This window comes from Sorangium sp. So ce321, from assembly GCF_051530195.1.
In the GTDB taxonomy this organism is placed as follows: Bacteria; Myxococcota_A; Polyangia; order Polyangiales; family Polyangiaceae; genus Sorangium.
The window spans coordinates 7,975,327-7,999,620 of record NZ_CP150329.1; the positions used below are offsets into that span (position 1 = coordinate 7,975,327).

A 24,294-nucleotide genomic window follows, 5' to 3' on the forward strand; every position below is an offset into this window, starting at 1 on the left:
GCGCCCCGTCTCATGGGCGCCGATGCGTATATTCAATCGAATCGCGCCTGGCAGAGCGCCCCAGTGGCAGGGCCCGGGGCGCTCGCTGCGTAGATCCGATCGAATCCTGCGTAGCAAAGCGCCCCAACTCCCATGCCCGGGGCGCGCGCTGCGTGGTTTCGATCGAAGCGTCGCAAAGCGCCCCACGCTCGAGGTGCCGGGCGTGGATCCACGACGAACCATTCAATCGAACATCGAGCCTGGGACAGCCCTGTGCGGCCGTTCAATTCTGAACACGAGCGCTGCTGTGTCCTGGATCAGCCACCGAGGGACCTGAGCCGCGCGCGCAGCATCAGCGCCCCGATGAGGTCCTCCTCGGCGTCGCTGCGGCGCGACCAGCCGAGCGACAGGTAACGCAGGAGCTCGCCGAACGTCGGCCCGGCCGGCGCCGCGCTCGTGCCGCCGCGAACGAGCCAGAGCTGCTCGCCGTCGGCCCCGAGCGCGACGACGGCCCGCTGCGCCGCGCCGCCGCCGCCGCCGAGCGCCGAGCTCGACAGCCGGGCGAGCGGGTAGAGCCGCCGCGACGCCGCGGCCTCCCAGCCGGGCTCGCGCTCGTGGCTGCGGAGCTCGTCCTCGCGGAGGAAGCGCAGCGTGCCCTCGATGGCGCCGATCGCCAGCTCCCGGTAGAGATCCTCCGGATCCGCGGGATCGGCCCAGTCGTACGCGCGCGCGAACGCCTCGTACGTCGCCGGCGCGGCGACGCCGCGGACCGGCGGCGGGGACGCGGGGGCGCCGCGGCCGCCCTCGCGCCGGAGCACCCGGTTGAGCCGGGCCACCTCGGCGGCGATCGACGCCGGCCCGGGCTCGACGAGGCGCACGTCGACGCGGCGCTCCGGCGCGAAGAGGCCGCCCATGAGCGCGCCCAGCACCGGGGCGCCCAGCTCGGCCGCGAGGAACGTCGAGCCGCGGTGCGGCCGGATCGCCCGATCCAACGCCTCGCGCTCCTGCTGCTCGGTCGCGCCTTCCGGGAGGTCGATGTCGACCGCGACGACATCGCTGCGGTCGGGCGTCTCCACGCCGGCCTCGACGCCCTCCTCCCCTTCCCTCACGAAGTACCGCACGAACCCGCTCGCCTCGAAGCGCCAGCCGTCGTCGTGGACGACCTCCTCCGAGAACACGAGCGCGTAGATCGTGGCGCCCGGGTGGCCCAGCTCGGCCGCCGCGTCGAGCACGGCGACCGGCGGCGAGAGCTCGTCGTCGAAGAGCTCGGCGAGGTGATCGAGCTCGTCCCCCCCGCCGGCGGCGGGCTCGCCGCTCGCGTAGTACGCGGCGCAGAAGCCGGGCACGCCCGGGAGCGGCGCGACGAACAGCCGCGGCGAGGCGACGGCCCAGCCGCCGAGCGCGACGGCGAAGCCCTGCGACAGCGCGCGGTCCGGGATCTCGGCCGGTCGGAAGATCAGCGCAGCGAAGGTGGTGGCCATGGGGCGCTCAGGTTAGCCCGATCGCGGTCCGCGGCGCGCGTTTGCCGCGCCGCGCGCCGCGCCTTGATAACCGCTTACTCAAGTTCTCCCGGGTCCGGGGCCCGGCGGCGGTCGAGCCGCCGCGCGGCGAGCGCGTCACCCTGACGCGCCTTGGACGCGCCGCGACGCATCAGGTAAGACGACGACATCATGTTCGGCCAATCCATCCTGTCCGTCGGCGAGACCGCCCCTGACTTCGACCTTCAATCGCAGAAGGGGGAGTCCGTGAAGCTCTCCGACTTTCGCGGCAAGAAGACCGTCGTCCTCTTTTTCTATCCCAAGGACGACACCCTGATCTGCACCGCGGAGTCGTGCGCTTTCCGCGATCAGTACGACGCGTTCGCGGAGGCCGGCGCCGAGGTGATCGGCGTGAGCGCCGACTCGGAGGGGTCTCACGAGCAGTTCGCCCAGAAGCACCGCCTGCCCATGACGCTGCTCAGCGATCCCGGCCGGCGGACCGCGGCGAGCTACGGCGTCAAGCCGTTCCTCGGGCTGCTGCCGGGGCGCGTGACGTTCGTCATCGATCGGGACGGTGTTGTTCGACATGCCTTCTCTTCCCAGCTCCGCGCGTCCAGGCACGTCGAGGAGGCGCTCGCCGTGGTGAGGCGGATCGAGGCCTCCGGCCGCGAATAACGGCGCGCGAGCTCCTGGCCGGCCCCGCGTCGTTGACGCCCTCCGGAGGGGCGTTATGGACCGACGAGGCGAGGCCATCGCACGCCTCCGCCTGGGGGAGGCAACGATGGATCACAGGGTCTGGACGACAGCGACGCTGGCGGCCGCGACGATGGATATTGCCCGGCCAGGGGCCGCCGGGGACGCGCTCCCGCTCCGCCGGGTCGTGCTCTCCACGGGCGGGGTCGGGTACTTCGAGCACGAGGCGCGCGTGCGCGGCGACGCCGAGCTCGCGCTCGAGGTGCGGCTCGATCAGGTCGACGACGTGCTGAAGAGCCTCGTCGTCTATGACGATCGCGGCGCCGCCGGGAAGATCACGCTTCCCGGGAGGGAGCCGCTGCGCGACCTCTTTCGCGAGCTCCCGTTCGACGAGGGCGCGCTCGAGTCCGAGGCCGCCCTGCTGAACGCGCTGCGGGGCGCCGAGGTGCGGACCCGCGGGCCGCAAGGCGCGCTCGTCGGGCGGATCGTCGCGGTCACGGCGGCGCAGGTAGGCGTGCCGGGCGGCGGCACGGAGACGCGGCACCGGCTCGCGCTGATGTCGGACGGCGCGCTGAAGCAGGTCGTCCTGGAGGAGCTCGAGGGCGTGGAGCTCGTCGAGGAGCGGCTCAGGCAGCAGGTCGGCGCGGCGCTCCTCGGCCTCGCGAGCCGGCGCGAGCGGAACCGCCGCGAGCTCGTCGTGCGCGCGGCCGGCGAGGGCGAGCGGATCGTCCGGGTGGCCTACGTCGTCGAGGTGCCGCTCTGGAAGACCTCGTATCGGCTCACCATCCCGGAGGATCCGCGCAAGACGACCGGCGCGCTCTCCGGGTGGGCCGTCGTCGAGAACCAGAGCGGCGGCGACTGGGACAACGTCGATTTCACCCTCGTGTCGGGCAACCCGGTGACGTTCCGCCAGGCGCTTTACGAGATCTACTACGTGTCGCGGCCGGAGGTGCCCGTCGACGTCGCGGAGCGGGTGCTGCCGCGGCTCGACGAGGGCGCCGCGGCGCTCGTGGCCAGGGCCGCGCGGTTCGCGCGCCACCGCGGTGGCGCGGCCGCCGAGGCGGTCGCCGCGCCCGCTGCGCCGGCCGACAAGGGCGAGCCGGAGCCCGAGGAGGCGGCGACGCAGGTCGTGTTCCACTTCCCGGCGCCCCTCACGCTCGCGAGCGGGCAGACGGCGCTCCTGCCGATCGTCGAGCGCGAGTTCCCGGCGGAGCGGCTCTGGCTCTATCAGCCCGAGGCGAGCGCGCGGAGCCCGCTCGCCTCGGTGCAGCTGCGGAACGACGGCGACACGAGCCTGCCGCCCGGCGCGGTGACGGTCTACGAGCGCTCCGACCGGGGGGTCGTCACCTACGTCGGCGACGCCCGCCTCGCGCCGCTGCCGCCGGGGGAATCGCGGCTCGTGAGCTTCGCCGTGGATCGGAAGGTGCGTATCGACCGCGAGGAGCGGGGCGAGGAGGCGCTCTCGCGCGCGCGGATCCAGGGCGGCGTGCTGGAGATGGTGAGGACCGCCCGCAGGGTGACCGATTACACGATCGTGGGCGCCGCGCGCGAGCCGCGCGTCGTGCTCATCGAGCACCCGCGCGCCGCCGGCTGGGAGCTCGCCGCGCCGAGGGAAGGCGTCGAGGCGACCCGCGACCGCTACCGCATCCGGCGCGAGGTGGCGGCGGGCGAGACCGCGCGCGTCACGGTCGCGCTGGAGCAGCCCATCTCGCACACGGTCGCGCTCACGGAGCTCTCCGGCGAGCAGATCGAGGTGTACCTGTCCTCGCGCGAGATCCCCGAGGCGCTGCGCGCGGTGTTCGCGCGGCTCGCGGAGCTGCGGGCCGCGATCGCCGACCGGCAGCGCGCGCTCTCGGCGCTGGCGTCGGAGATCGCGGCGCTGCGCGACGAGCAGGAGCGCGTGCGCCAGAACCTCAAGGCCGTGCCCGCGGGGAGCGCGCTCCAGGAGCGCTACCTCAAGGCGCTGAGCGAGCAGGAAGACCGGATCGCGGCGGCGTCGGCGAAGCTGCCTGGCGCGCGGGAGGCGGTGGCCAGCGCGGAGCGGGCGCTCTCGGACTACGTGCGCGGGCTGTCGCTCACGACCTAGGTCCGCGCGCGCGGCGGAGGTCTCGCCGGGCTGCCCGGCTTCGCGAAACAGAAATGATATCGGGCGACAACGAGGTCGCGGCCTCGAGGTCACCTGATGTGTGCAGGCCGCAAGGCTGATGCCTGGAAACCTCTATCGCCCCATCGCGGAGCGCCCCTGCGGTGTGATAGAGCTACCCGCCAGGGGGGAATCTCGCGATGCGAGGCGCGCACGCGCCTTGCACCGGGCCCCCGCGAGCGACGCGCACGTCGCCAGGGAGGCTTGAGATGGACGAGAGGGTGCAGCGGTACGTCGACATGGGGATAGCGCTCGGGGTCAACGTCGGCGGGAAGATCGTGGGCGCGATCCTGGTCTGGGTCATTGGCCGCATGTTCATCCGGGGGGTGCTGTCGCTGATGCAGCGGAGCGCCGCGCTGAAGAAGCTCGACGTGACGCTGGCTCACTACCTGGAGTCGGCGACGTCCGTGCTCCTGAACGTCCTGCTCGTCATCGCGGTGCTCAGCGTCTTCGGCGTCGAGACGACCACGTTCGCCAGCCTGCTCGCCGCGGTCGGCATCGCCATCGGCATGGCGTGGTCGGGCCTGCTGTCGAACCTCGCGGCGGGTATCTTCATGATCCTCCTGCGCCCCTTCAAGGTGGGCGACTACGTGACGGCAGGGGGCGTGACGGGCACGGTCCACTCCATCGGCCTCTTCGCGTCAACCCTCGACACGCCGGACAACGTCCGCACCATCGTGGGCAACAGCAAGATCTTCAGCGAGACCATCCAGAACTTCAGCACGAACCCGTTCCGCCGCGTCGACTGCACCGCGCAGCTCGCGCACGGCGCGGATCACGACGCGGCGATCGCGCGGCTCAGGGCGCACCTCGCGCTCATCCCCAACGTGGTGAAGGAGCCCGCGCCGAGCGTCGAGATCCTGGACTTCAACCTCGCCGGGCCCGTGCTGGCCGTCCGGCCCTTCTGCCACACCGATCACTACTGGGATGTGTACTTCGCCACCACGAAGATCATCCGCGAGGAGCTCGGCAAGATGGGGTTGCCGGTCCCGAGCCAGCACGTGCACATCCAGCAGCTCGCGGTGACGCCTCCCCTGCGCAGCGGGAGCGCCGAGGCGCACCCCGCGGCCTGAGCCCGCCGGCCAGAAGCCCGACCAGGCATCACCGCGCTCCTGCGCCGCCGCGCGCGGGCTGGGCCGCTCGACGGGCCTTGAGGCCGGCGACCAGATCCTCTACGCCCGGGGAGCCCCGGGCGGCGCCCGCGCGGCCGCCACCTTCATGAACCTCCAGGAACTGGTACCTTCGCTCGCCACGCTCAGGGCGATCGCCACCGCGATCGTCATCCTCATCGTGGGATGGCTCGCGAGCAAGTGGGCGTACCGTATCGCCGTCAAGACGCTCGCCAGGACCCACCTGGATCAGGCGCTGGTGCGATTCCTGGCGTCGATGCTCCGCTACCTCGTGCTCGCGGCGACGTTCATCGCGTCGATGGAGACGGTGGGCATCCACACGACGAGCCTCGTGGCCGTGGTGGCCTCGGCCGGGCTGGCGGTGGGGCTGGCGCTGCAAGGGAGCTTGAGCAACTTCGCGAGCGGCGTGCTCATCCTGTTCTTCAAGCACTTCCAGCTCGGGGACAAGGTCGCCATCGGGGACCACACGGGCATCGTCGAGGACATCGGGCTGTTCAACACCACGCTGGTGTCGACGGACAACGAGAAGATCGTGATCCCGAACGCCTCGGTGACCAACGGCCCGATCGTGAACTACTCGGATCGAGGGCTGTTGCGCGGCGCCGTGACGGTCACCGTGGAGGGCCGGCTGCGCGATCTCGGGCCGGCGATGGAGGCCCTGGTGCGCGCGGGCAAGCGGGCCGGCGGCGTGGCGCAGGAGCCGACGCCCACGGTGTTCTTGACCGACATGGAGGACGGCTCGCTCGACCTCACGCTGACGGCCTGGTACAGCGCGGTGGAAGAGGACGGGACCATGCACAACCTCCGCGTCGCGGTCCTGGAGGAGCTCGACGCGGCGGGTGTCAAGCTGATGAACCGGACGCAGCTCATCCTCCATCAGCGAAGCAAGATGCCGTCCTGACAGTCCATGTTGCCCACGCGGCCGTGAGGGTCGCTCGCCACGCTCGAAGGCATTGGCAGCTCCTGTCCTTATTGCACGTATCCGCGTCCGCGGATAAGAGGCGGGCATGAGAGACTGGGAGACGCTGTTCGTCAAGAAGCTCGAGGAGACCGACCTCGGCAACGATCCGGCCCATGATCTGGCGCACTTCACGAGGGTGGTCGCCACGGCCAAGGCCCTCGCGGCGGACGAGGGGGCCAGGCTCGAGGTCGTCGTCCCCGCGGCCTGGCTGCACGACCTCGTGAACGTCCCCAAGAACGATCCCAGGCGCTCCCAGGCGTCGCGGCTCTCCGCGGAGGAGGCGCTTCGCTTCCTCCGGAGCGTCGACTACCCCGAGGGCTTCCTCGCGGACATCGCTCACGCCATCGAGGCCCACAGCTACAGCGCGGGGATCGCGCCGAGGACCCTCGAGGCCAGGGTCGTCCAGGACGCCGACCGCCTCGATGGACTGGGGGCGATCGGCATCGCCCGCTGCTTCGCCGTGGGCGGGCTGCTCGGCGTGCGGTTCTACGATCCGCAAGACCCGTTCGCCGCGCGGAGGCCGTGGAACGACCGAGAGAACGCGATCGACCATTTCCACGTGAAGCTGTTCAAGACCGCCGAGAGCCTCACGACGGCAGCGGGGCGTCGCGAGGGCGCGCGACGGGCGGAGTTCATGAGACAGTACCTCGCGCGCCTGGCCGAGGAGATCGGCGGCGAGATGCCCTGATCAGCCCGCGCCGGCGATGGTCACCGCGGCCGCCACGGCGACCGGGATCGTGAAGTTGTCGTCCAGCCGCGACGAGGACAGCTCGGTGACCGCACCGGCAGGCCGGTGTTCCACGCCGCGTGCGGTCCTCACGCCGCGTCATGCCGGCGCCCGCGTGCCGTGCTACGTTCGCCTGGTCCCGTAGAGCACGGACCCATGGCCGCCATCATCCTCGATCTTCCAGACGAACTCGCCGACCGGCTGCGCTCGCTGTCCGATCGTCTGCCGAACATCCTGGAGCTGGGCCTCCGCGAGCTCGACGCCTCGTCCGTGACGTCATTCTCGGGCGCTTCGGATATCCTGGAGTTCCTCGCCAGCCTGCCCACCCCGGAGGAGGTCCTGGCGCTCCGACCCTCGCCGCAATTCCAGGCGCGGACGAGCGAGCTGCTCGAGAGGAACCGGGCCCTGGGACTCTCGTCCGCGGAAGAGGAGGAGTGGCAGCGCTATCAGGCCGTCGAGCACCTGGTGCGGCTCGCGAAGGCCAGAGCGGCGCTGAAGCTGCAGCAGCGATGACGCACATTCCAGCGGCGCTGCGACGGCTCGTTCACGAGCGCGCTGGAGGTGCATGCGAGTACTGCCTCTACCCCGGGTCGCTGGCCTTCACGGCGCACGAGATCGATCACATCGTGGCGCAGAAGCACGGCGGCGAGACGGCGGAAGACAACCTGGCGCTGTCGTGCGCGCTCTGCAACAAGCACAAGGGGAGCGATCTCGCCTCGATCGTTCCGGACTCGGGAGAGCTCGCGGCCATCTTCCATCCGCGCCGCCAGCGCTGGCGCGATCACTTCCAGATCGTCGGGAGCTCGATCGCTGGTCTGACGCCGGTCGCCCGGGCGACAGTGCGTCTCTTGCAGCTGAATCATCCGAACCGGCTCGCCGAGCGTGCGCACCTGGTCACCGCCGGGCTCATCTCCGTGCCGGCTGGCTAACAGGGCGCCGCGAGAGCCACCCCAGCGCACAGGACGCCACGACACAGCGTGCTCCGGCGGGCCATCGAGCTGGGTAGGGATTGCCCGGATCTGGCGACCTGAAATCAGCCCGCGCCGGCGATGGTCACCGCGGCCGCCACGGCGACCGGGATCGTGAAGTTGTCGTCCAGCCGCGACGAGAACAGCTCGGTGACCGCACCGGCGAGGCCGGCGACGGCGGCGAAGAAGAGCCGCGCGGAGAGCGACGCCGGCGGGCCGAGCGCCCACATCACCACGAGAGAGCTCAGCGCGCCCGCCACGAAGAACGCGAGCGTCCCCTCCAGCGAGCGGTTGTCGAGCAGCCGCGTGCGGCCGAAGCGGCGGCCGATGAGGGCCGCCGCCGGGTCGGCCACGGCGAGCACCACCACCGCGAGCGACTGGCTCAGCCGCGTCCCGAACAGCGCCAGCAGCAGGAGCGCCGTCACGTACCAGGTCGACGAGTTCACCCGGTAACGCTCGTGCGGGTGCGCCACATGCTTGAAGACCCGCATCAGCCGCTCGTTCACCCGATCGCTCAGCCGGCGGGCGATCTCCATCGACCACGCCGACACCGCGAACGCGCCGCTCACGGCCACGAGCCAGCCGCGCTCGGGCAGGAGCTGGACGAGCCCGAGCACCGCGAGCCCCGACCCCACATGCCACAAGCTGCGCGCATGGTTCGTCGGCCTGACGCTCGGCGGCGCGGCCACGACGCCGCGCAGCGTCAGCAGCAGCGACTCGTAGGCGGGCTGCACCTCCCGCTGAAACGCGATCCACGCCGCCTTGGGCGAGGGCGTCCGGGTCGGGGTCGCCCGCTCGACCGCCGCGAGCAGCGCGCGGAGGCGCTCGCGGAGCCGCTCGACCCTGCCCCCCGCTTCATCGCGCTCGGCGGCCACGACGAGCTCCCGGAGCCGCGACGCCACCCGCTCGACCCGGGCGCGGACCTCGGGCTCGTCCCGGAAGACGAAGACCGCGGGGTCAACCTGACGCAGAAGAGCGCAGAGCTCTTCGGAGATGAGCTTGGTCTCGACGTGCAAGGTGGAGATCACGTTCGCTTTTGTAAGGATAGTTCCCGGAAGTCGCTCCGCGTGTCAGCCGTTCGTCATACCCGCAGCCCGGCAGGTGAGCTGGCTCGCGGGCCGACAATGTATGAGCCCGCGACGCGCAGCGCCATCGGCCCCCTGGATGACGCCGCGGGCGCGACAGCCGCCCCTGCCGCCATGCCGCGGCGATCGCCCCGCGCGCCGGGGTGCCGCGGCCGCAGCACGCGCCGAGGTCGCCGCGACTGCCGCACGCGCCGGGGTGCCGCGACCACAGCACGCGCCGCGACCGCCGCGACCGCCGCGACCGCCGCGACCGCCGCCACTGCCGCGACCGCCGGCGTCCGTCCGCCCGCGCCAGACCTCGACCGCGTGTGCGATCCGGTGAAGGCGACAAGCTCATCATGGCATTCATGGATTCATGAGTGCATCAGGACCCCTCATGGTTATTTCCATTCCGGCCTCGGCCACGCCCCACTTGCATCCTGGCGAGCACCCGACGAGACCGCATGAGAGGCGCCTTACGACGCATGACAGAGCGCGAGACGCCGCGCTTCCCCTACACGCACGCTGCAGCTAGGGTGCCCGGCGTCGCGGATTCGACGGGTGGGCGCGAGGCGCCCCGGGACGCAGCCTGCGGCTGTCGCGCGCGCGTCCCATCAGGCGTCGTTCCCTCGGAGTCGGAGAATCGAGGAACATGAAGGTTTCAGTTCGGTACACCGCGCTTTCGTTCGCGCTGCTCGCCGGCCCCCTCGCCCACGCGCGGGAGCGCCCGAACCACGACGCGTATTTCAAGGAGCCGCCGGCGTTGCCCGCCGGCATGGCGCGCGTCATCGCGGAGGACGTCCCGGGCGCCGTCGTCGCGTCGACCGATCCGCAGCGCGGCGTGCCCACCTTCGTGTGGGCGACCTCGCCGGACCACCGCCCGCCGGCCGCGACCCACAGCACGGCCGAGTCCGCCGCTCGCTGGTACGTGCAGCGGTACGCGCGCCTCTACAACCTGCCGCAGGCCGCGCTCGACACAGCCGTCGTGCGGCACGTCCACGACACCGGGCGCGGCGGCATCGTCGTGACGCTCGGCCAGGACGTCGACGGGGTCCCGGTCTTCCGCAGCGAGCTCAAGGTGCTCATGAAGCGCGACCTCGCGCTCGTCGCCCTCGCGGGCAACCTGCACGCGTCGGCCGTCTCGCTGCCGCCCGGCGCCGGCTCGCTGCAGCCCGGCTCGAAGCGCAGCCGCGCGTTCTCCGGCGCGCCCGCCCAGGCGGTCGTCCGCGCCGTGCGCGACGCGCACCGCGTCGACATCAAGACGGTCGACCTGCGCGAGCGGGCCGAGGCGAAGGGCGGGTATCGCATTTTCGATCTCGCGGACACCGGGCACGCGCGCGCGCGCCTCGGGAGCCTGCGCTTCACGCAGCCGGCGCGGGTGAAGAAGGTGCTCTTCCCGCTGCCCGACCGGCTCGTGGCCGCCTACTTCGTCGAGCTCGTCTCGGGCGACGCGAGCGGCACGAGCTCCGACGCGTATGCCTGGGTATTCGGGGCCAGCGACGGGCGGTATCTCTACCGGGAGAACCTCTCCCACGCCGCCGCGTTCGATTACCGGGTCTGGGCCGAGGAGGGGGACAAGCACATCCCCCTCGACGGGCCCCTCGCGGATTTCTCGCCGCACCCGACCGGGCAGCCGGACGGCACCATGCCGCGGTTCATCGCGCCGAGCCTCATCTCGATCGAGGGCCTCAACACGCGCCCGGACGGCGGCGTCGACCCGTGGCTCCCGGACGACGCGACCTCGACCAGCGGCAACAACGTCGACGCCTACGCGGACCACCACGCGCCCGACGGCTTCTCCAGCGGCGACACGCGCGCGACGCTCACGGGGCCGCGCTCGTTCGATCACGTCTATGACCTGTCCGCCGATCCGCTCGCCGATCCCGAGCAGGTCATGGCGGCCGTCACCCAGGTCTTCTACGTCACGAACTGGCTCCATGACTGGTATTACGACTCGGGCTTCACCGAGGCGGCCGGCAACGCCCAGCGCGACAACCTCGGCCGGGGCGGCCTCGACGGCGACGCGCTCCTCGCGGAGGCGCAGGACGACGCGCCCGGCGGCAGCCGCGACAACGCGAACATGGATGCGACGTACGACGGCGCGCCGCCGCGGATGCAGATGTTCCTGTGGTCGGGGCTGGACCAGAGGTCGCTGAGCGTCACGCCGCAGAACGCCAGCTACGCGTCGAACACCGCCCTGTTCGGGCCCCAGCGCTACGAGGTGACCGGCGAGCTCGCCCTCGGCGAGGACGACACCGAGCCCCGGGGCAACGGGTGCGAGCCGCTCACGAGCGACGTCGCCGGCAAGATCGCCCTCGTCGACAGGGGCGGGTGCACCTTCGCGCTGAAGACGCAGAACGCGCAGGAGGCGGGCGCCGTCGGCGTGCTCATCGCCAACAACCGCGAGAGCGACGGCGCCCCGCGGCTGGCCGGCGACGCGCCCGACGTGACGACGCCGGCCCAGAGCATCTCGCTGGAGGACGGCCGCGCGCTCAGGGCGGCGCTCGCCGGCGGGGGCGCGCCGCTCTCGATCACCATGACCCGCGAGCCCAGCGTGGAGCGCGACGGCACGATCGACAACACCATCGTGGCGCACGAGTGGGGCCACTACATCCACCTCCGCCAGGTCGCGTGCGGCACGCAGATGTGCGGCGCGCAGAGCGAGGGATGGGGGGACTTCATCGCGCTGCACATGGTGCTGCGCGACGGCGACGACCTCGACGGCGCTTACCCGATCTCCGGCTACGGGAGCGCGGCGCTCGGCGATAGCTACTTCGGCATCCGCCGCGCGCCCTACTCCGCCGACTTCACGAAGAACGGGCTGACGTTCAAGCACATCTCCAACGACGCGCGCCTCCCCGACCACCCGCTCAACGTCTCGGCGCCCGAGAACGCCGAGGTGCACAACGCCGGCGAGGTCTGGGCGAGCATGCTGTTCGAGGCCTACGCCGCGCTGATCCGGCGCGGCGACGGCCTGACCCCGCCGCGCCCGTTCGAGCAGACCCGGCGGCGGATGAGCGACTACGTCGTGGCGGGCATGAAGCTCGCCCCCGCCAACCCGACGTTCACCGAGCAGCGCGACGCCATCCTCGCCGCGGCGCTCGCCAGCGATCAGGGCGATTTCCTCGCCCTGGCGGAGGCGTTCGCGCGGCGGGGCGCCGGCACGTGCGCCGAGTCGCCCCGCGCCGACTCGTACGACCTCTCCGGCGTGGTCGAGAGCTTCAAGGTCCAGCCGGAGATCTCGCTGGTCCGCGCCGAGCTCGACGACAGCGCCGGCTCGTGCGACCGCGACGGGCTGCTCGACGCGGAGGAGTCCGGCACGGTGTCGATCGAGATCGTCAACCGCGGCACGGCGCCGCTGACCGGGGCGGTGGCCTCCATCGAGGGGCCGGGCAGCGGGGTGACGTTCCCGGACGGGGCGCGCGTGTCGTTCGGCGATATAGCGCCCTTCGCGACCGGGACCGCCAAGGTCGCGGTGAAGCTCGACCGGACCGTCAAGCCGTCCGAGGACCTGAAGCTCAGCGTGACGCTGAAGAGCGCGGAGGCGTGCACGCCCACGCGGGTCGAGGCGCTGGTGCGGCGCGTGAACTACGACGAGGTGCCGGCTTCCTCGACGGTAGATGGCGTGGAGACGCAGAGCACGACGTGGACCGTCGAGGGGCTCTCGAGCGAGCTCGTCTGGTCGCGCGCCGCAGAAGCGCCGCCGAACCGCGTGTGGCGCGGCGTCGACCTGGGGAGCCTCTCCGACGCGGCGCTCGTGTCGCCGGCCCTGGAGGTGAGCGCGACCGAGCGCTTCGTGCTGACGTTCGCGCACCGGCACAAGTTCGAGGAGAGCGACGGCACGTCGTGGGACGGCGCGGTCATCGAGGTCAGCGCGGACGGCGGCGAGACGTGGGAGGACATCGGGAGATACGTGAACCCGGGCTACAGCGGGAGGATCACCGGCGAGTCCGGCAATCCGCTGGCCAGGCGGAGGGCCTATGTCGGCGAGAGCCCCTCGTGGCCCGAGCTCGACCGGGTGTCGGTCGACCTGGGGACCCGGTTCGCCGGGAAGACGGTGCGGGTGCGGTTCCGGGTGGGCACCGACGAGGCCGCGGGCGACACAGGCTGGGAGCTGGACGACATCGGGTTCGAGGGCCTGAAGAACAAGCCTTTCGCGACGGTCGCCGAGGACACCGCCTCCTGCCAGGGAGGGCCGGTGGCGGACGCCGGGGCGGACCAGGAGGTCCCGCTCGGAGAGCTGGTGACGCTCGACGCCTCCGGGAGCTCGGATCCCGAGGAGGACGAGCTGACGTTCTCCTGGACGCAGACGGCGGGGCCGGCGGTCGAGCTGGTGAGCGAGGGCGCGCGGGCGACGTTCGTGGCGCCGCAGGTGGCGGAGGCGACGACCTTCGCGTTCGAGGTGAAGGTCAGCGACGGGGTGCTGACGGCGGCCGACCAGGTGAACGTGGTGGTCGATCCGGCGATGAAGGAGCTGCCGGCGGAAGGGTGCGGCTGCGCGATCCCGGGGAGCGCGCCGCGCGCGCCGCTGGGGGCGCTCGGGGCGATGGCGGCTGTCGCGGCGCTCGCGGTGCGGCGGCGGCGCGGGGGCTGAATCGCGGGTAAGCGCCCAGGGGCGGGGCAGCCCGCCCAGCGCAGCGCCAGGGCGGGGCAGCCCGCCCAGCGCACCTGCGCAGGCGATGATCGCCCCGGTCCTCGCGAGATTCGCGGCTCATCTGCGCGGCGTGGCGGCTGACCGCCCATTGACGCCCGCGGCGTCGTCCACCACGGTGGCCGAGAGCCATGAGCATCAGCACCCGCGCACCCGCCCTCCCCGTCATGTCCGCCGATCAGGCGCTCCAGCGCCTGGTCGAGGGCAACGTACGCTTCGTGGACAACAACCGCAGCGAGCATGTCGTGCTGGGGCAGCGGGAGCGCGCCGCGCTCGCGGAAGGGCAGCAGCCCTTCGCCATCATCCTCTCCTGCTCGGACTCGCGGGTGCCGTCTGAGCTCATCTTCGACCAGGGGCTAGGCGACCTGTTCGTCATCCGGGTGGCGGGCAACGTGGTGGCCCCCTCGCTGGTCGGGAGCGTGGAGTTCGCCGCCGCCGCCTTCGGGACTCGCCTTGCCGTGGTGATGGGCCACTCGCGCTGCGGCGCCATCAAGGCCACGCTGAGCGAGCTGCTCCAGGAGGAGCACGGCAGTCCCCTGACCGACAACATTCGCGATATCGTCGAGCGGTGCCGCTCCTCGGTGGAGACGGTCGTGAGCGTCGCTGGCCGCCATGCCCCGAGAGACCTCCTGATGCGCGAGGCGGTGCGCGCCAATGTGCGCAACTCGTGCGATCACCTCCGGCACGGCAGCCGCCTGCTCGAGCGGCTCTGCGCCGAGGACGGCATGCGGATCGTGGGCGCCGAGTACGCCCTGGAGACCGGCAAGGTGACGTTCCTCCCGGACGCGTGAAGCCCTCGCGCGCGTGAAGCCAGATCGCGCCCGCTCGTTGCGCACAGGTCCAGCGAGCGGGTGGCACGTACCGGATTGCCCTCAGCGTACAGCGGGCGTAGCGTGGTGCTCATCGCAGTTCCTTCAACATCGAGGCGTCATGAGTAACCCGTCTCTGCCGCAGAACGACTCTCCCGAGGAGCAGCAGCAGCGCAAGAGCGAGCTCGCTCAGGCCCAGACCGCCTACGTCTACGACCACGAGACCCGTCTGAAGCCCCTCGGGGTGGCCAAGAGCGTCCCGAACGGGCAGGGTTTTGCCCCGATCTGGGCGGGATCGGCGGTGCTCGTCATTCTCGATCTCGTCGGCAACGTGGTGGCCAAGGCGTCCAAGCTCGTGGGCCCTGATGGCGCGCTTCAAACCGCCGGAGGCGCCCCGATGGACAAGGCGACGAGCGCCAGGATGCACGGCGCCCTCGTCGATCTGAAGCGATGGCATCGGGAGCTCGCCCTCTTGCTGACGCCGCTCCACGCGGAGCCCGAGCGCGCCCCCGCGCCGCCCCCGCGCCAGGTGCCTGTGGCGCTGTTCGAAGGGGTCGCGCAGAGCGTCGCCACGGCGGTGGAGAGCCGCGTGCTGAGCCACGCCCTCGACACGAAGGATCTCCACATCAAGAAGGCGGGCGATACGATCAAGTCGCTGCTGGAGATGCTGCTGAGCGCCCTGGGGAAGCTCTTGCTCGATCTGGTCGGGATGTACGGGCCGGCGACCGGCGTGTACGACTATGCCTCGGAGTTCCAGACGCTTCGCCTGCCGGAGATCGCGAGCGTCTACCAGGACGACACATCCTTCGCCTGGATGCGGGTGGCGGGGCCCAATCCGCTCGTGATCAAGCGCGTCGCGTCTCCCGGCGCGAACTTCCCCGTGACCGACGCGCAGTATCAATCGGTGATGGGCAAGGGGGATACCCTGGCGAGCGCAGGCGAGGAGGGGCGCCTCTACCTGGCCGACTACGAGGCGCTCTCGCAGCTCGTGCCCGGGACCGCGCCGGATCAGCAGAAGTACGTCGAGGCGCCGCTCGCGCTGTTCGCGGTGCCCGCCGCGGGCTCGCCGAGCCGCCTGCTCCGTCCGGTGGCCATCCAGTGCACGCAGGCGCCCGGCGCGGCGAGCCCGATATTCACCCCTTCGGACGGCGTGGCGTGGGAGATCGCCAAGCTCCACGTGCAGGTCGCCGACGGGAACTACCACGAGATGGTCTCGCACCTCGGACAGACTCACCTCGTCATCGAGGCGTTCGCGATGGCCACGCCGCGGCAGCTCGCCCCCGAACACCCGGTGAACGTGCTGCTCACGCCGCACTTCCAGGGCACCCTGGCGATCAACAACGCCGCGGAGGCCGACCTGATCGCCCCGGGGGGCCCCGTGGACAACCTGCTCGCCGGGACGATCGCATCGTCAACCCAGCTCGCGATCGACTCCGTGCTGAACTACAGCGTCAATCAGCAGTTCCTCCCGGCGGCGCTCGCGAGCCGGGGCGTCGAGGACCCGGGCACCCTGCCGAGCTATCCCTACCGCGACGACGCGGTCCTCGTGTGGGGAGCGATCCATCAGTGGGTGTCGCGGTATCTCGCCATCTACTACACAAGCGACGCGGACGTGCAGGGCGACTACGAGCTGCAGAGCTGGTTCGCCGAGCTGTCCTCCCCTTCTGGCGGCGGCCTGAGCGGCATCGGCGAGGACGGGGCGATCAGCACCGTGGCTTACCTGGCAGACCTGCTGACACATGTGATCTTCACCGCCAGCGCCCAGCACGCGGCGGTGAACTTTCCGCAGAACTTCATCATGAGCTTCACCCCGGCGCTCCCGCTCGCCGCCTACGCTCCGGCGCCGAGCATCACCGAAGGCCTCCCGCCTTCGGAGATCTTCCAGCACCTGCCGCCCTTGCAGCAGGCGCTGCTCCAGCTCGGCGTGATGACGCTCCTCGGCGGGGTGTACTATTCGCGGCTCGGCGACTACGACCGGAACATCCCGGGCGTGTATTTCGCCGACGCGCGGGTCCGTGAGCCCCTCGAGGCGTTCCAGCGCGCGCTGCTCGACGTCGAGACGACCATCGGCAAGCGCAACCTCCAGCGCATCCCGTACGTCGTCCTCCTGCCGTCCCAGATCCCGCAGAGCATCAACATCTGAGATTGCCGTGCAGGGGCGTCGGTCGTGCTGTCCCGGCATCGCCGTCCGGGAGGCCAACCGTGGCCCGGCGCGAGGCGCGACGCGGCCGAGTCCGCTGCGCTCCTGCCGGCTGGCGGCCGCCGACAGCGAGGAATTCAACCTCCAGTGTCGTCGCCGCGCGCCGGTTCGGGCTTGGCTGCGGCCGAGCGGTGGTGGAGAGTAGCGCGCCCGCGCCAGCCTGGGAGAAGAACCACGAAGACCCCATGGCTGCGGGCCCGAGACCACCTCCTGACCCAGAGAAAAGCGATGCAAACATCACGAACGAGACGTAACGCGCCGTGGCACGCGCCCGCGGCGGCCCTGGCCGCGGCCACCATCTCCGCGCTCTATCCGGCCGTGGCGCGTGCCCACTTCGCCCTGCTCGAGCCGGCTTGCTATTCGGAGCAGGACAACCTCGGCAACCCGCAGAAGAGCGCGCCCTGCGGCCAGGCGGATCCCGGGTCGCCCGTCCAGCCGACCGGCGAGGTGACCACCTATGTCCAGGGTCAGACGATCACGCTGACCATCGAGGAGGGAATATTTCACCCGGGCCATTACCGCGTGTCGATCGCGCCCGATCAGGAGTCCCTCCCCCCGGATCCGGAGGTGACCCCTGGCTCCACGCCGTGCGGCTCCACGGAGATCGAGGCCGACCCGCAGCTCCCCCTCCTGGCGGACGGCCTGCTCGCCCACACGGCGGCGTTCTCGGGACAGCAATCTGTCGAGATCAAGCTCCCTGACGATCTGACCTGCACCAACTGCACGCTGCAGGTCAGCGAGTTCATGTCGAACCACGGGATCAACAACCCTGGCGGCTGCTTCTATCATCACTGCGCGATCGTCACGATCGTCCCTCGTGAGGGAGGAGCCACGGGGTCGGGCGGCGCGGCTGGCGCGACCGGCGCGGGCGGCGCGGGCGGCGGAGCTGGCGTCGGCGGCGCTGCACCCAGCAGCAGCAACAGCAGCAGCGGCGCTGGCGACGGCGGCGCCGCGTCGAGCGGTGGCAGCGGTGGCGAGGGCGGCGCCGCGTCCACCGGCGACGGCGGAAGCGCCGGGGAAGACGCGTCCGACTCCTCCTCTTCGTCCGGCTGCGGATGCCGTGTCGGCACCACCGAGACCCCCTCCATCCCAACCATCGCGGGCCTGCTCGCGCTCGGGCTCCTGCGCTGGCGCCGCCGCCGCTGAGCCCGTCCTGGAGCGAGCTCTCGCCACGTGAGCAACCCCTCGCGCCACGTCGCGCGCCGTTCCCCTCGATCCCTCACGATCACCGCTGGCTGACGGACCCGTCGCGCTCCTCGAGGTCGCAGACCCCCACGGCGGGGACCAGAGCGCCGCCTGCACCGTGACTCGCGCCCGAGGTGGGCGCGCGGGCCCGAGCCGGGAGAGGTGTGAGCATGAAGGGTCACGCGCCGGCAAGGCGACCGCAGGGCAGAGGTCGGACCGCTGGACACCCGTGGGAGAGAAGAACGGGTTGACCGAGCGGGGACAGATTCAAACGTCCATACCGCAGGGCATTTCCAGACAGAACGGAGCGGACAGCGCCCGCCCCCCAATCACGTGGCCAGTTCGGGAACGGCCTTAGTATCGGTTCCGGATCTCCCCGTTTCCATCCAGAGATGCATCATTCGTAATCTCACAATGCAAGCTGGACCCCTTGCTGGACTTGGGCGCTGACGCCTCTCCGATCGCTCGCCATCGCTCGCGCAAGTCCTGAGAGGGGTGAGTCTGCGGATGCCGACTCGTGGTCAACGACATGCTCGTTCCAGGGCGCCTGCGCGCCATGTGGGCAGGTGCAGGAGCCCTGGACCGGGCTCGGGTGAGGGGGACACTGATGGTAACACAGCCTTGTACGACGCAACGCGAATTGTGGGAGTCAGCCTATCTCTACTCCACGGAGGCACTGTTCGTCGCGGATGCCGACGGCCGACTGTCCCACTGGAGCGAGTCCTTCGCCAGCACGGTCGGGCGCGGGGCCGCCCGGGGAACGGCGCTCCATGAGCTCTTTCACGAGGACGATCGTGAAGCGGTCGCGGTGACATGGTCCCGGCTCCACGAGACGATCGGTCCCGTCGAGCTGCGCGGCCGGGTGCTGACGGCCGGGGACGTCCACGCGAACTTTTCATGCGTGCTGCGCAGAGCTCCCCACGGTGAGGCCATCTACGGCTCGCTGCACCCGACGCCTGGCGCCATCCATCGCGTTGCGGGTGAATCCAGGAAAGGCGAGTCCGCGGACATGCTTCGTGCCCTCTCGGACAACCTCCCGGTCATCGTGTGGGCGATCGATGGAGATGGTACGATCACGCATCACGACGGGAAGGGACTGGCGACGCTGGGGCTCAAGCGAGGGCAGCTGGTCGGGACGAACCTCTTCGACATCTACTCCAATGTCCCCGACGGCACCGAAACGGTGAAGCGGGCGCTCCGCGGCTCGCCCATGCACTCGCTGAGCCACACCAAGGCCGACAACTCGTTCTGGGAGAACTGGATGGTGCCGATCCAGGACTCTCACGGGAATGTAGAGTCGGTGATCGGGCTGTCGCTCGACGTCTCGGAGGCGAGGAGGGCGGAGGAAGAGCTCCGCGTGAGGCTGCTGCAGATCCAGAAGCAGCAGGAGGTCATCGGCAAGCTGTCGACCCCGATCATCCAGGTCTGGGACGGGGTGCTCGCGCTGCCCATGATCGGCGTCGTCGACAGCGCGAGGACCGCCGACGTCATGCAGAACCTGCTCGACGAGGTCGTCCGCACCGGCGCCCGCTATGCCATCCTGGATCTCACGGGCGTCGACATGGTGGACACGCAGGTCGCGAATCATCTGATCAGGCTCGTGAGAGCCATCCGGCTCCTCGGGGCCGGGGGGATCATCTGCGGCATTCGACCGCCGGTCGCTCAGACCATCGTCGAGCTGGGACTCGATCTGGACAGCATGGTGACCCGGGCGAACCTGAAAGCGGGGATCATGTTCTGCATCAACCAGATGAGTCAGCGCGCGAGGACAGCGGCGCAGGCAGGCCCTTGAGCCGCTGACGCGCTGCCGCTCCCTCAACGCTCGCGCGGGTCCACGCCGGCGTCCCGCGCCGGGAGCCGGCAGCGGGCCTGCAGCTCACCCGGCGGGCCAGGGACCGACGTCGTGAGGACGACGACGAGATGTGCCGCAGCTGCGGCCGAGACGAGAGCGAGGTTTGTCATGCTCTTCCTGGATCGGACCGAGCGAGACGGGTTCCCCACGGCTGCCGGTGAGCTGCCGGTGATCGGTCACCTGCCCATCCTCTATCGAGACGCGATCGGGCTGCTGCGCCGCAGCAGCCGAGCGCTGGGCCCGCTCTTCTGGGTCAACTTCGGGTTTGCGCACCGCCGGCTCTTCTATGTTGGAGCCGACGCTCTCGATGTGCTCCGTGCACCTGAGGTCGTCATGGACTACACGGCGAACCTCAAGGCGATCGTGGGACGCTCGGCGGCCGCGCATGACGGGGCATTGCATCGACACATGCGCTCTGCCATCAACCCTTCGTTCTCCCCGCAGAGCTTCGTGAAGGGCGCCTCGGCCACCATCGCCTCCGTGATCTCCGCGAGGATCGACGCCTGGCTCCAGCGAGGGAGCATCGCCGTCCATCCCGCCATGCGGGAGCTGAGCCTCGAGATCATATTGCGTGTCTGCGGCGTCCCGACAGAAGATCTGCCTGCGTGGAGCCGCGCCTATCGAGAGTTGATGCTGGGTGTGTACCCGATCCCGGGTCGTCTACCAGGCCTGCCTGCCTACCGCTCGCGTCGTGCGCGAGCATGGATAGACGACCGCTTGCGAAGGCTCCTCGCCCTTGCTCGCGAAGGCGCCGGGGCGGGAGGCTCGCTCGTCGACGCGCTCTCGGAGGCTCGTGACGCGGAAGGCAAGCCGCTGTCGGACCAGGAGATAGTCGACAACACTCGTGCGATCTTGCTCGCTGGCCATGAAACCACGGCCTCGATCCTGGCGTGGATCGTCATATTTCTATCAGGTCGCGACGAGCTGCGGAACGCCATCTGCGAGGAGCACACCGCCGCACCGGACGGCCCTTTCCCCACGTCTTTCAGAGATGCGCAACGCTTTCCCGTCACCAGCGCCGTCTTCCGGGAGGTTTTACGTCTGTACGCTCCGGGCTGGTTCATCTTCCGGACGGTCACCGACGCGATCATGCTGCACGGTCGGCGCATACCTCGAGGCACCCCGCTGGCCATCAGCCCCACCTGTCTCGGCTATGAGCCTTCGCTCTTCCCGGATCCTGATCGCTTCGATCCGAGCCGCTGGAAAGATCGCTCGGGCTCACCGGGGCCGCTCGATCTGGCCCCGTTCGGAGCAGGACCGCACTTCTGTGTAGGTTACAACATGGCCCACATCGAGGCGCTCCAGCTCCAGTCCGCCTTCGTCCGGGCATTGCGACGCACCGGGCTTGTTCCGCGCCTCCAGGGGCCTTCGCCGAAGCAGGTGTACTTCCCGCTCGGGCATCCAACGCCATCGACACGCGTCGCCTTTCACCCCCGGTGAGGCGCGACGCTCGACCACCGATGATTTCACCACCAGCTTACCGGTCGTCAGTTTCCACTATCGATAGGCTCGATGACAGCAACTGAATGTCGTTGGGGGGGCTCAGCACATGAACATCTACCCGCAGCCGCGTTCCGAACGCGCTCTGGACGGACTCCGCAGGCTCGTCGCGCACATCGGTCGAGGAGGAGGTCTTGTCAGCCCGTCGGTTTACGACACCGCCGTCGCGCTCATGTTCGATAGCTTCCCCTACGCAAAAGAGGGCATCATCGCGTGGCTTCTGGAGCAGCAGCGGTCGGATGGCGGCTGGGGGCTCTCGTCGGTACCACGCGCGCGCGACCTTCCGACGGTGGCGGCGATCGTGGCCCTGCATCCGTATCGGGACGCCGTGCCGCGGGTGCGCCGGGCCTGCGAAGGGGCCCTGGAGTTCCTGCGCAACCAGGGAGAGCACTGGGGGACATCGTTGCCAGACGACATCCCCGTCGGTCTGGAGCTGCTCATGCCCAGGCTGCTCGATGAGGCCTCCTCCATGGGGCTCCACATCGATCCGAGCCCGTACAGGGCGCTCTTTGCGCTCGGCGAGAGGCGCCGGGCTCTGATCGGCAAGGCTCGTCCAGCAGCCGGGAGCGCTGCTGCGCACTCGTGGGAGGGCTGGGGGAGCGGCTGCTCGCGTGACGTCATCGACGCGAGCGGTGGCGTCGGGCATAGCCCTGCCGCCACGGCGGCCTGGCTTCACGCATCCCGCCATCAGGCGGGCCTCGCGGACGCGCGAGCGGCGGCCCACGCCTATTTGCTCCAGGCGAGCAAGTCTACCCAGCTCGGCATTCCTGGCGTCGTCCCCACGGTGTGGCCCATCAATCGATTCGAACAGGCCTGGGTGTTGTATTCGCTGCGGGTCCTCGCCCTCCTCGACCATCCCGGGCTACGCGACGTGGTACGACCGCAGCTGCTCGACCTGGACGCCGCGCTCCGGCCCGAAGGCATGGGAATGAGCGACGCTTTCGCTCACGATGGGGATATCACGTCGACGGCCATCGCCACACTGGGAAAGCTCGGGGCGCCTCGCGCCATTGGCACGTTGCGTCGGTTCGAGAGAGAAGGAATGTTCATCACCTACGCGAACGAGCTGCAGCCCTCGCTCACGACCAACGCGCATGCGATCCACGCTCTCGCATGTCACGGGGAGGACGCATCAAAGCCGGCCCGGTACCTCCTGGAACGTCAGCAGCCCGACGGGCGGTGGGTGGGCGATAAATGGCACAGCTCCTGGATCTATGCGACCACGCAGGTCATGCTGGCCCTCTTGCACGAGGGGCAGATGTCCGCGGTGAAGGCCGGCACGGAAGCCTTGCTGCGCGCCCAGCGTGAGGATGGAGGCTGGGGCGCTGGCCGTGTGTCCACCGCCGCAGAGACGGCGTACGCCGTGCTCGCGATCTGCGCCGTTCAAAGGAACCGAGAGCAAGAATCCATGACGCGAGCTGCCTGGCGAAGGGGGTACAGCTGGCTGATGGCGAACGACCACATCGACGGCAACCAGGAAAATCTTCGCTGGATCGGCAAGGATCTCTACTGCCCGGTGCGCGTGGACCGCGCGTGGATCCTCGGCTCACTCCTCGTCTCGCCACCCTCATGACAAACCTAGGTCGCCTGATCGAAGGGGTGTGGCAGAGCCCTGTCTTTGGTGACTCTTACCCGTCGACCGCGAGCTATCGCGCGTTCGCCGAGAAGATGCACGACGTGCACTCGTGCTTCATCGATAGATTTCGCCCCATCGTCCGGGATGGGTTGCCTGAGCTCGAGCCCGCCCAGATCGAGCGTCTCCTCCGGCAGCTCGGCCCCAAGACGACCGCGTTTTGCTCGTCCGTCGCGGTCGAGATCGAGGACGTCGAGCGCCTCGCCACGGTCTCTGTGATATTCGGTCTTCTGTTCCTTTGCGACAGCCTGATGGATGGCGGGGACCTGGCGACGGTGGCGGCAGTGCACCGGCTCCTCGAAGCGCATGCTCCAGATCTAACTATACCAGCGGCAAACAACGCGAAGCGACTGGCGTCTTTTGTGCTACGGGGCGAGCTGGATGCAGCGAAGGCGCGGAGCCCCGATCCGGCCATCGTCGACGCGCGCTTCCGAGCATTGACGGCGACGGTAGGCTTGCTGCCTCGCCTGAGCTATCCAGAGGACGCTCGTGTGCTCCTCGGCTCTCCTGTCGCTGGGTTTCTGAGTCATGGATCCGCGATGAGGCAGCTCAGCCAGCGCTACCTCGAGAGCGAGAAGGATGCCTTCTGGGACGCGCACGCCGACGATCTCGTCGCGCATTCGATCGGGAGTATTCAGACAGCCGGGACGGTCGCCGTCGTGTACAGCCTGTATCGTGGCGAGAGACCTGAGCTCCCCATGATCGAGCAGGTGCTCGCCAACCCTGCCGTCGCGCACCTGTGCGATCGGCTCGTCGACGCCGCGGCGCGGATCTTCGATGACGTCGGAGATCAGGACGTCGATCGGAGCTCAGGCTCCAGAGGGTGGTTCGATCTGAACATCTTCAATCACCCGGATCGAAGGCTCGTCGCGTCCTACATGCGTTTCGTGGGCATGGAAGACGAGGGCGTGATAGCCCGGGCGCAGCGTGACTTCGATCTCGACGATCGCGCCGGAGATGAGCGGATCGTCGAGCTATTCGTCGATGTCGTGCGCGGCGGCGTGGCACAGCTGCCGGCGGAGTGCTGGCAGCATGCAGGCGTGTTCCTCATGCTTTGCAAGAGGGTCATCGAGTCGGGATACGTGAATACGCTGGGTGATGCGGCTCTGGGGGAGTGACGTCACGGTCTCGCGGTCGTCCTCGCGATCGGGTGCGCAGGGCACGTCGAGTGCCCCCTCGCGCTCGGGACAGCCCGGATGCGGTCTCCACGCGCGGGCTTCCTGAAGAAGGCCGCCGGAGGCGGCCAAGGCGCCTCAGGGCATGCGCGGTGGGCTCGCGGGGTCTCGATGTGCCTCCGTCGCGAGCTGGCGCGCGGCGGAGC

The 24,294-nt window shown here is 70.1% G+C and carries 18 protein-coding genes; 15 read left to right on the plus strand and 3 right to left on the minus strand.

The window, feature by feature from the left end:
• Positions 1 to 296: 296 nt before the first annotated feature.
• Positions 297 to 1,460 carry a hypothetical protein gene (locus tag WME89_RS29215; protein WP_438002973.1) on the minus strand — a complete coding sequence of 388 codons (1,164 nt, stop codon included), beginning with the start codon at positions 1,458 to 1,460 and terminating at the stop codon, positions 297 to 299.
• Between the two features lie 189 nt (positions 1,461 to 1,649).
• Here WME89_RS29215 and WME89_RS29220 point away from each other — a divergent pair, with 189 nt between their 5' ends.
• From WME89_RS29220 to WME89_RS29250, 7 genes are all read left to right on the plus strand, one after another.
• Positions 1,650 to 2,132, plus strand: coding sequence for a peroxiredoxin (locus WME89_RS29220; protein WP_438002974.1), 483 nt, complete (start codon positions 1,650 to 1,652; stop codon positions 2,130 to 2,132).
• A gap of 106 nt (positions 2,133 to 2,238) precedes the next feature.
• Complete coding sequence (locus WME89_RS29225; RefSeq protein ID WP_438002975.1) at positions 2,239 to 4,236, plus strand: DUF4139 domain-containing protein; 1,998 nt, start codon at positions 2,239 to 2,241, stop codon at positions 4,234 to 4,236.
• 266 nt (positions 4,237 to 4,502) lie between these two features.
• Positions 4,503 to 5,366 (plus strand): mechanosensitive ion channel family protein, encoded by an 864-nt coding sequence (locus tag WME89_RS29230; RefSeq protein WP_438002976.1) that lies wholly within the window; start codon positions 4,503 to 4,505, stop codon positions 5,364 to 5,366.
• Positions 5,367 to 5,511: 145 nt separating this feature from the next.
• Positions 5,512 to 6,324: a mechanosensitive ion channel family protein gene (locus tag WME89_RS29235; protein WP_438002977.1), complete on the plus strand. Its 813-nt coding sequence runs from the start codon at positions 5,512 to 5,514 to the stop codon at positions 6,322 to 6,324.
• A 106-nt stretch (positions 6,325 to 6,430) separates the two neighbouring features.
• Entirely contained in the window at positions 6,431 to 7,072 is a 642-nt protein-coding gene (locus WME89_RS29240) for an HD domain-containing protein (protein WP_438002978.1), read from the plus strand.
• 195 nt (positions 7,073 to 7,267) lie between these two features.
• Positions 7,268 to 7,624 carry a hypothetical protein gene (locus tag WME89_RS29245; protein ID WP_438002979.1) on the plus strand — a complete coding sequence of 119 codons (357 nt, stop codon included), beginning with the start codon at positions 7,268 to 7,270 and terminating at the stop codon, positions 7,622 to 7,624.
• A complete protein-coding gene (locus tag WME89_RS29250) occupies positions 7,621 to 8,040 on the plus strand; it encodes an HNH endonuclease (protein WP_438002980.1) in 420 nt (139 codons plus the stop codon). The genes WME89_RS29245 and WME89_RS29250 overlap by 4 nt, the downstream gene beginning before the upstream one ends.
• 104 nt (positions 8,041 to 8,144) lie before the next feature.
• Here the strand turns inward: WME89_RS29250 and WME89_RS29255 are convergent, their stop codons facing one another.
• The gene (locus tag WME89_RS29255) at positions 8,145 to 9,107 is read right to left on the minus strand and encodes a diacylglycerol/polyprenol kinase family protein (protein WP_438002981.1); all 963 of its coding nucleotides are present in this window, start codon (positions 9,105 to 9,107) and stop codon (positions 8,145 to 8,147) included.
• 688 nt (positions 9,108 to 9,795) lie between these two features.
• Between WME89_RS29255 and WME89_RS29260 the strand changes: the two genes are divergently transcribed.
• The 5 genes from WME89_RS29260 (at position 9,796) to WME89_RS29280 (ending at position 19,780) form a co-directional block, all read left to right on the plus strand.
• Positions 9,796 to 13,737 (plus strand): M36 family metallopeptidase, encoded by a 3,942-nt coding sequence (locus WME89_RS29260; protein WP_438002982.1) that lies wholly within the window; start codon positions 9,796 to 9,798, stop codon positions 13,735 to 13,737.
• A 188-nt stretch (positions 13,738 to 13,925) separates the two neighbouring features.
• Positions 13,926 to 14,585, plus strand: a complete 660-nt coding sequence (locus WME89_RS29265) for a carbonic anhydrase (RefSeq protein ID WP_438002983.1) — start codon at positions 13,926 to 13,928, stop codon at positions 14,583 to 14,585.
• A 139-nt stretch (positions 14,586 to 14,724) separates the two neighbouring features.
• On the plus strand, positions 14,725 to 16,746 hold the full coding sequence (locus WME89_RS29270; protein ID WP_438002984.1) for a lipoxygenase family protein: 2,022 nt from the start codon (positions 14,725 to 14,727) through the stop codon (positions 16,744 to 16,746).
• A 285-nt stretch (positions 16,747 to 17,031) separates the two neighbouring features.
• Entirely contained in the window at positions 17,032 to 17,949 is a 918-nt protein-coding gene (locus WME89_RS29275; RefSeq protein WP_438002985.1) for an SCE4755 family polysaccharide monooxygenase-like protein, read from the plus strand.
• 679 nt (positions 17,950 to 18,628) lie between these two features.
• A complete protein-coding gene (locus WME89_RS29280) occupies positions 18,629 to 19,780 on the plus strand; it encodes a PAS domain-containing protein (RefSeq protein WP_438002986.1) in 1,152 nt (383 codons plus the stop codon).
• A gap of 23 nt (positions 19,781 to 19,803) precedes the next feature.
• Here the strand turns inward: WME89_RS29280 and WME89_RS29285 are convergent, their stop codons facing one another.
• Positions 19,804 to 19,950 carry a hypothetical protein gene (locus tag WME89_RS29285; RefSeq protein ID WP_438002987.1) on the minus strand — a complete coding sequence of 49 codons (147 nt, stop codon included), beginning with the start codon at positions 19,948 to 19,950 and terminating at the stop codon, positions 19,804 to 19,806.
• Here WME89_RS29285 and WME89_RS29290 point away from each other — a divergent pair.
• The 3 genes from WME89_RS29290 (at position 19,949) to WME89_RS29300 (ending at position 24,091) form a co-directional block, all read left to right on the plus strand.
• A complete protein-coding gene (locus WME89_RS29290) occupies positions 19,949 to 21,280 on the plus strand; it encodes a cytochrome P450 (protein WP_438002988.1) in 1,332 nt (443 codons plus the stop codon). The genes WME89_RS29285 and WME89_RS29290 overlap by 2 nt on opposite strands.
• Positions 21,281 to 21,389: 109 nt before the next feature.
• Positions 21,390 to 22,913, plus strand: a complete 1,524-nt coding sequence (locus WME89_RS29295) for a prenyltransferase/squalene oxidase repeat-containing protein (protein ID WP_438002989.1) — start codon at positions 21,390 to 21,392, stop codon at positions 22,911 to 22,913.
• Complete coding sequence (locus tag WME89_RS29300; protein ID WP_438002990.1) at positions 22,910 to 24,091, plus strand: hypothetical protein; 1,182 nt, start codon at positions 22,910 to 22,912, stop codon at positions 24,089 to 24,091. The genes WME89_RS29295 and WME89_RS29300 overlap by 4 nt, the downstream gene beginning before the upstream one ends.
• The last annotated feature ends 203 nt before the right edge of the window (positions 24,092 to 24,294 follow it).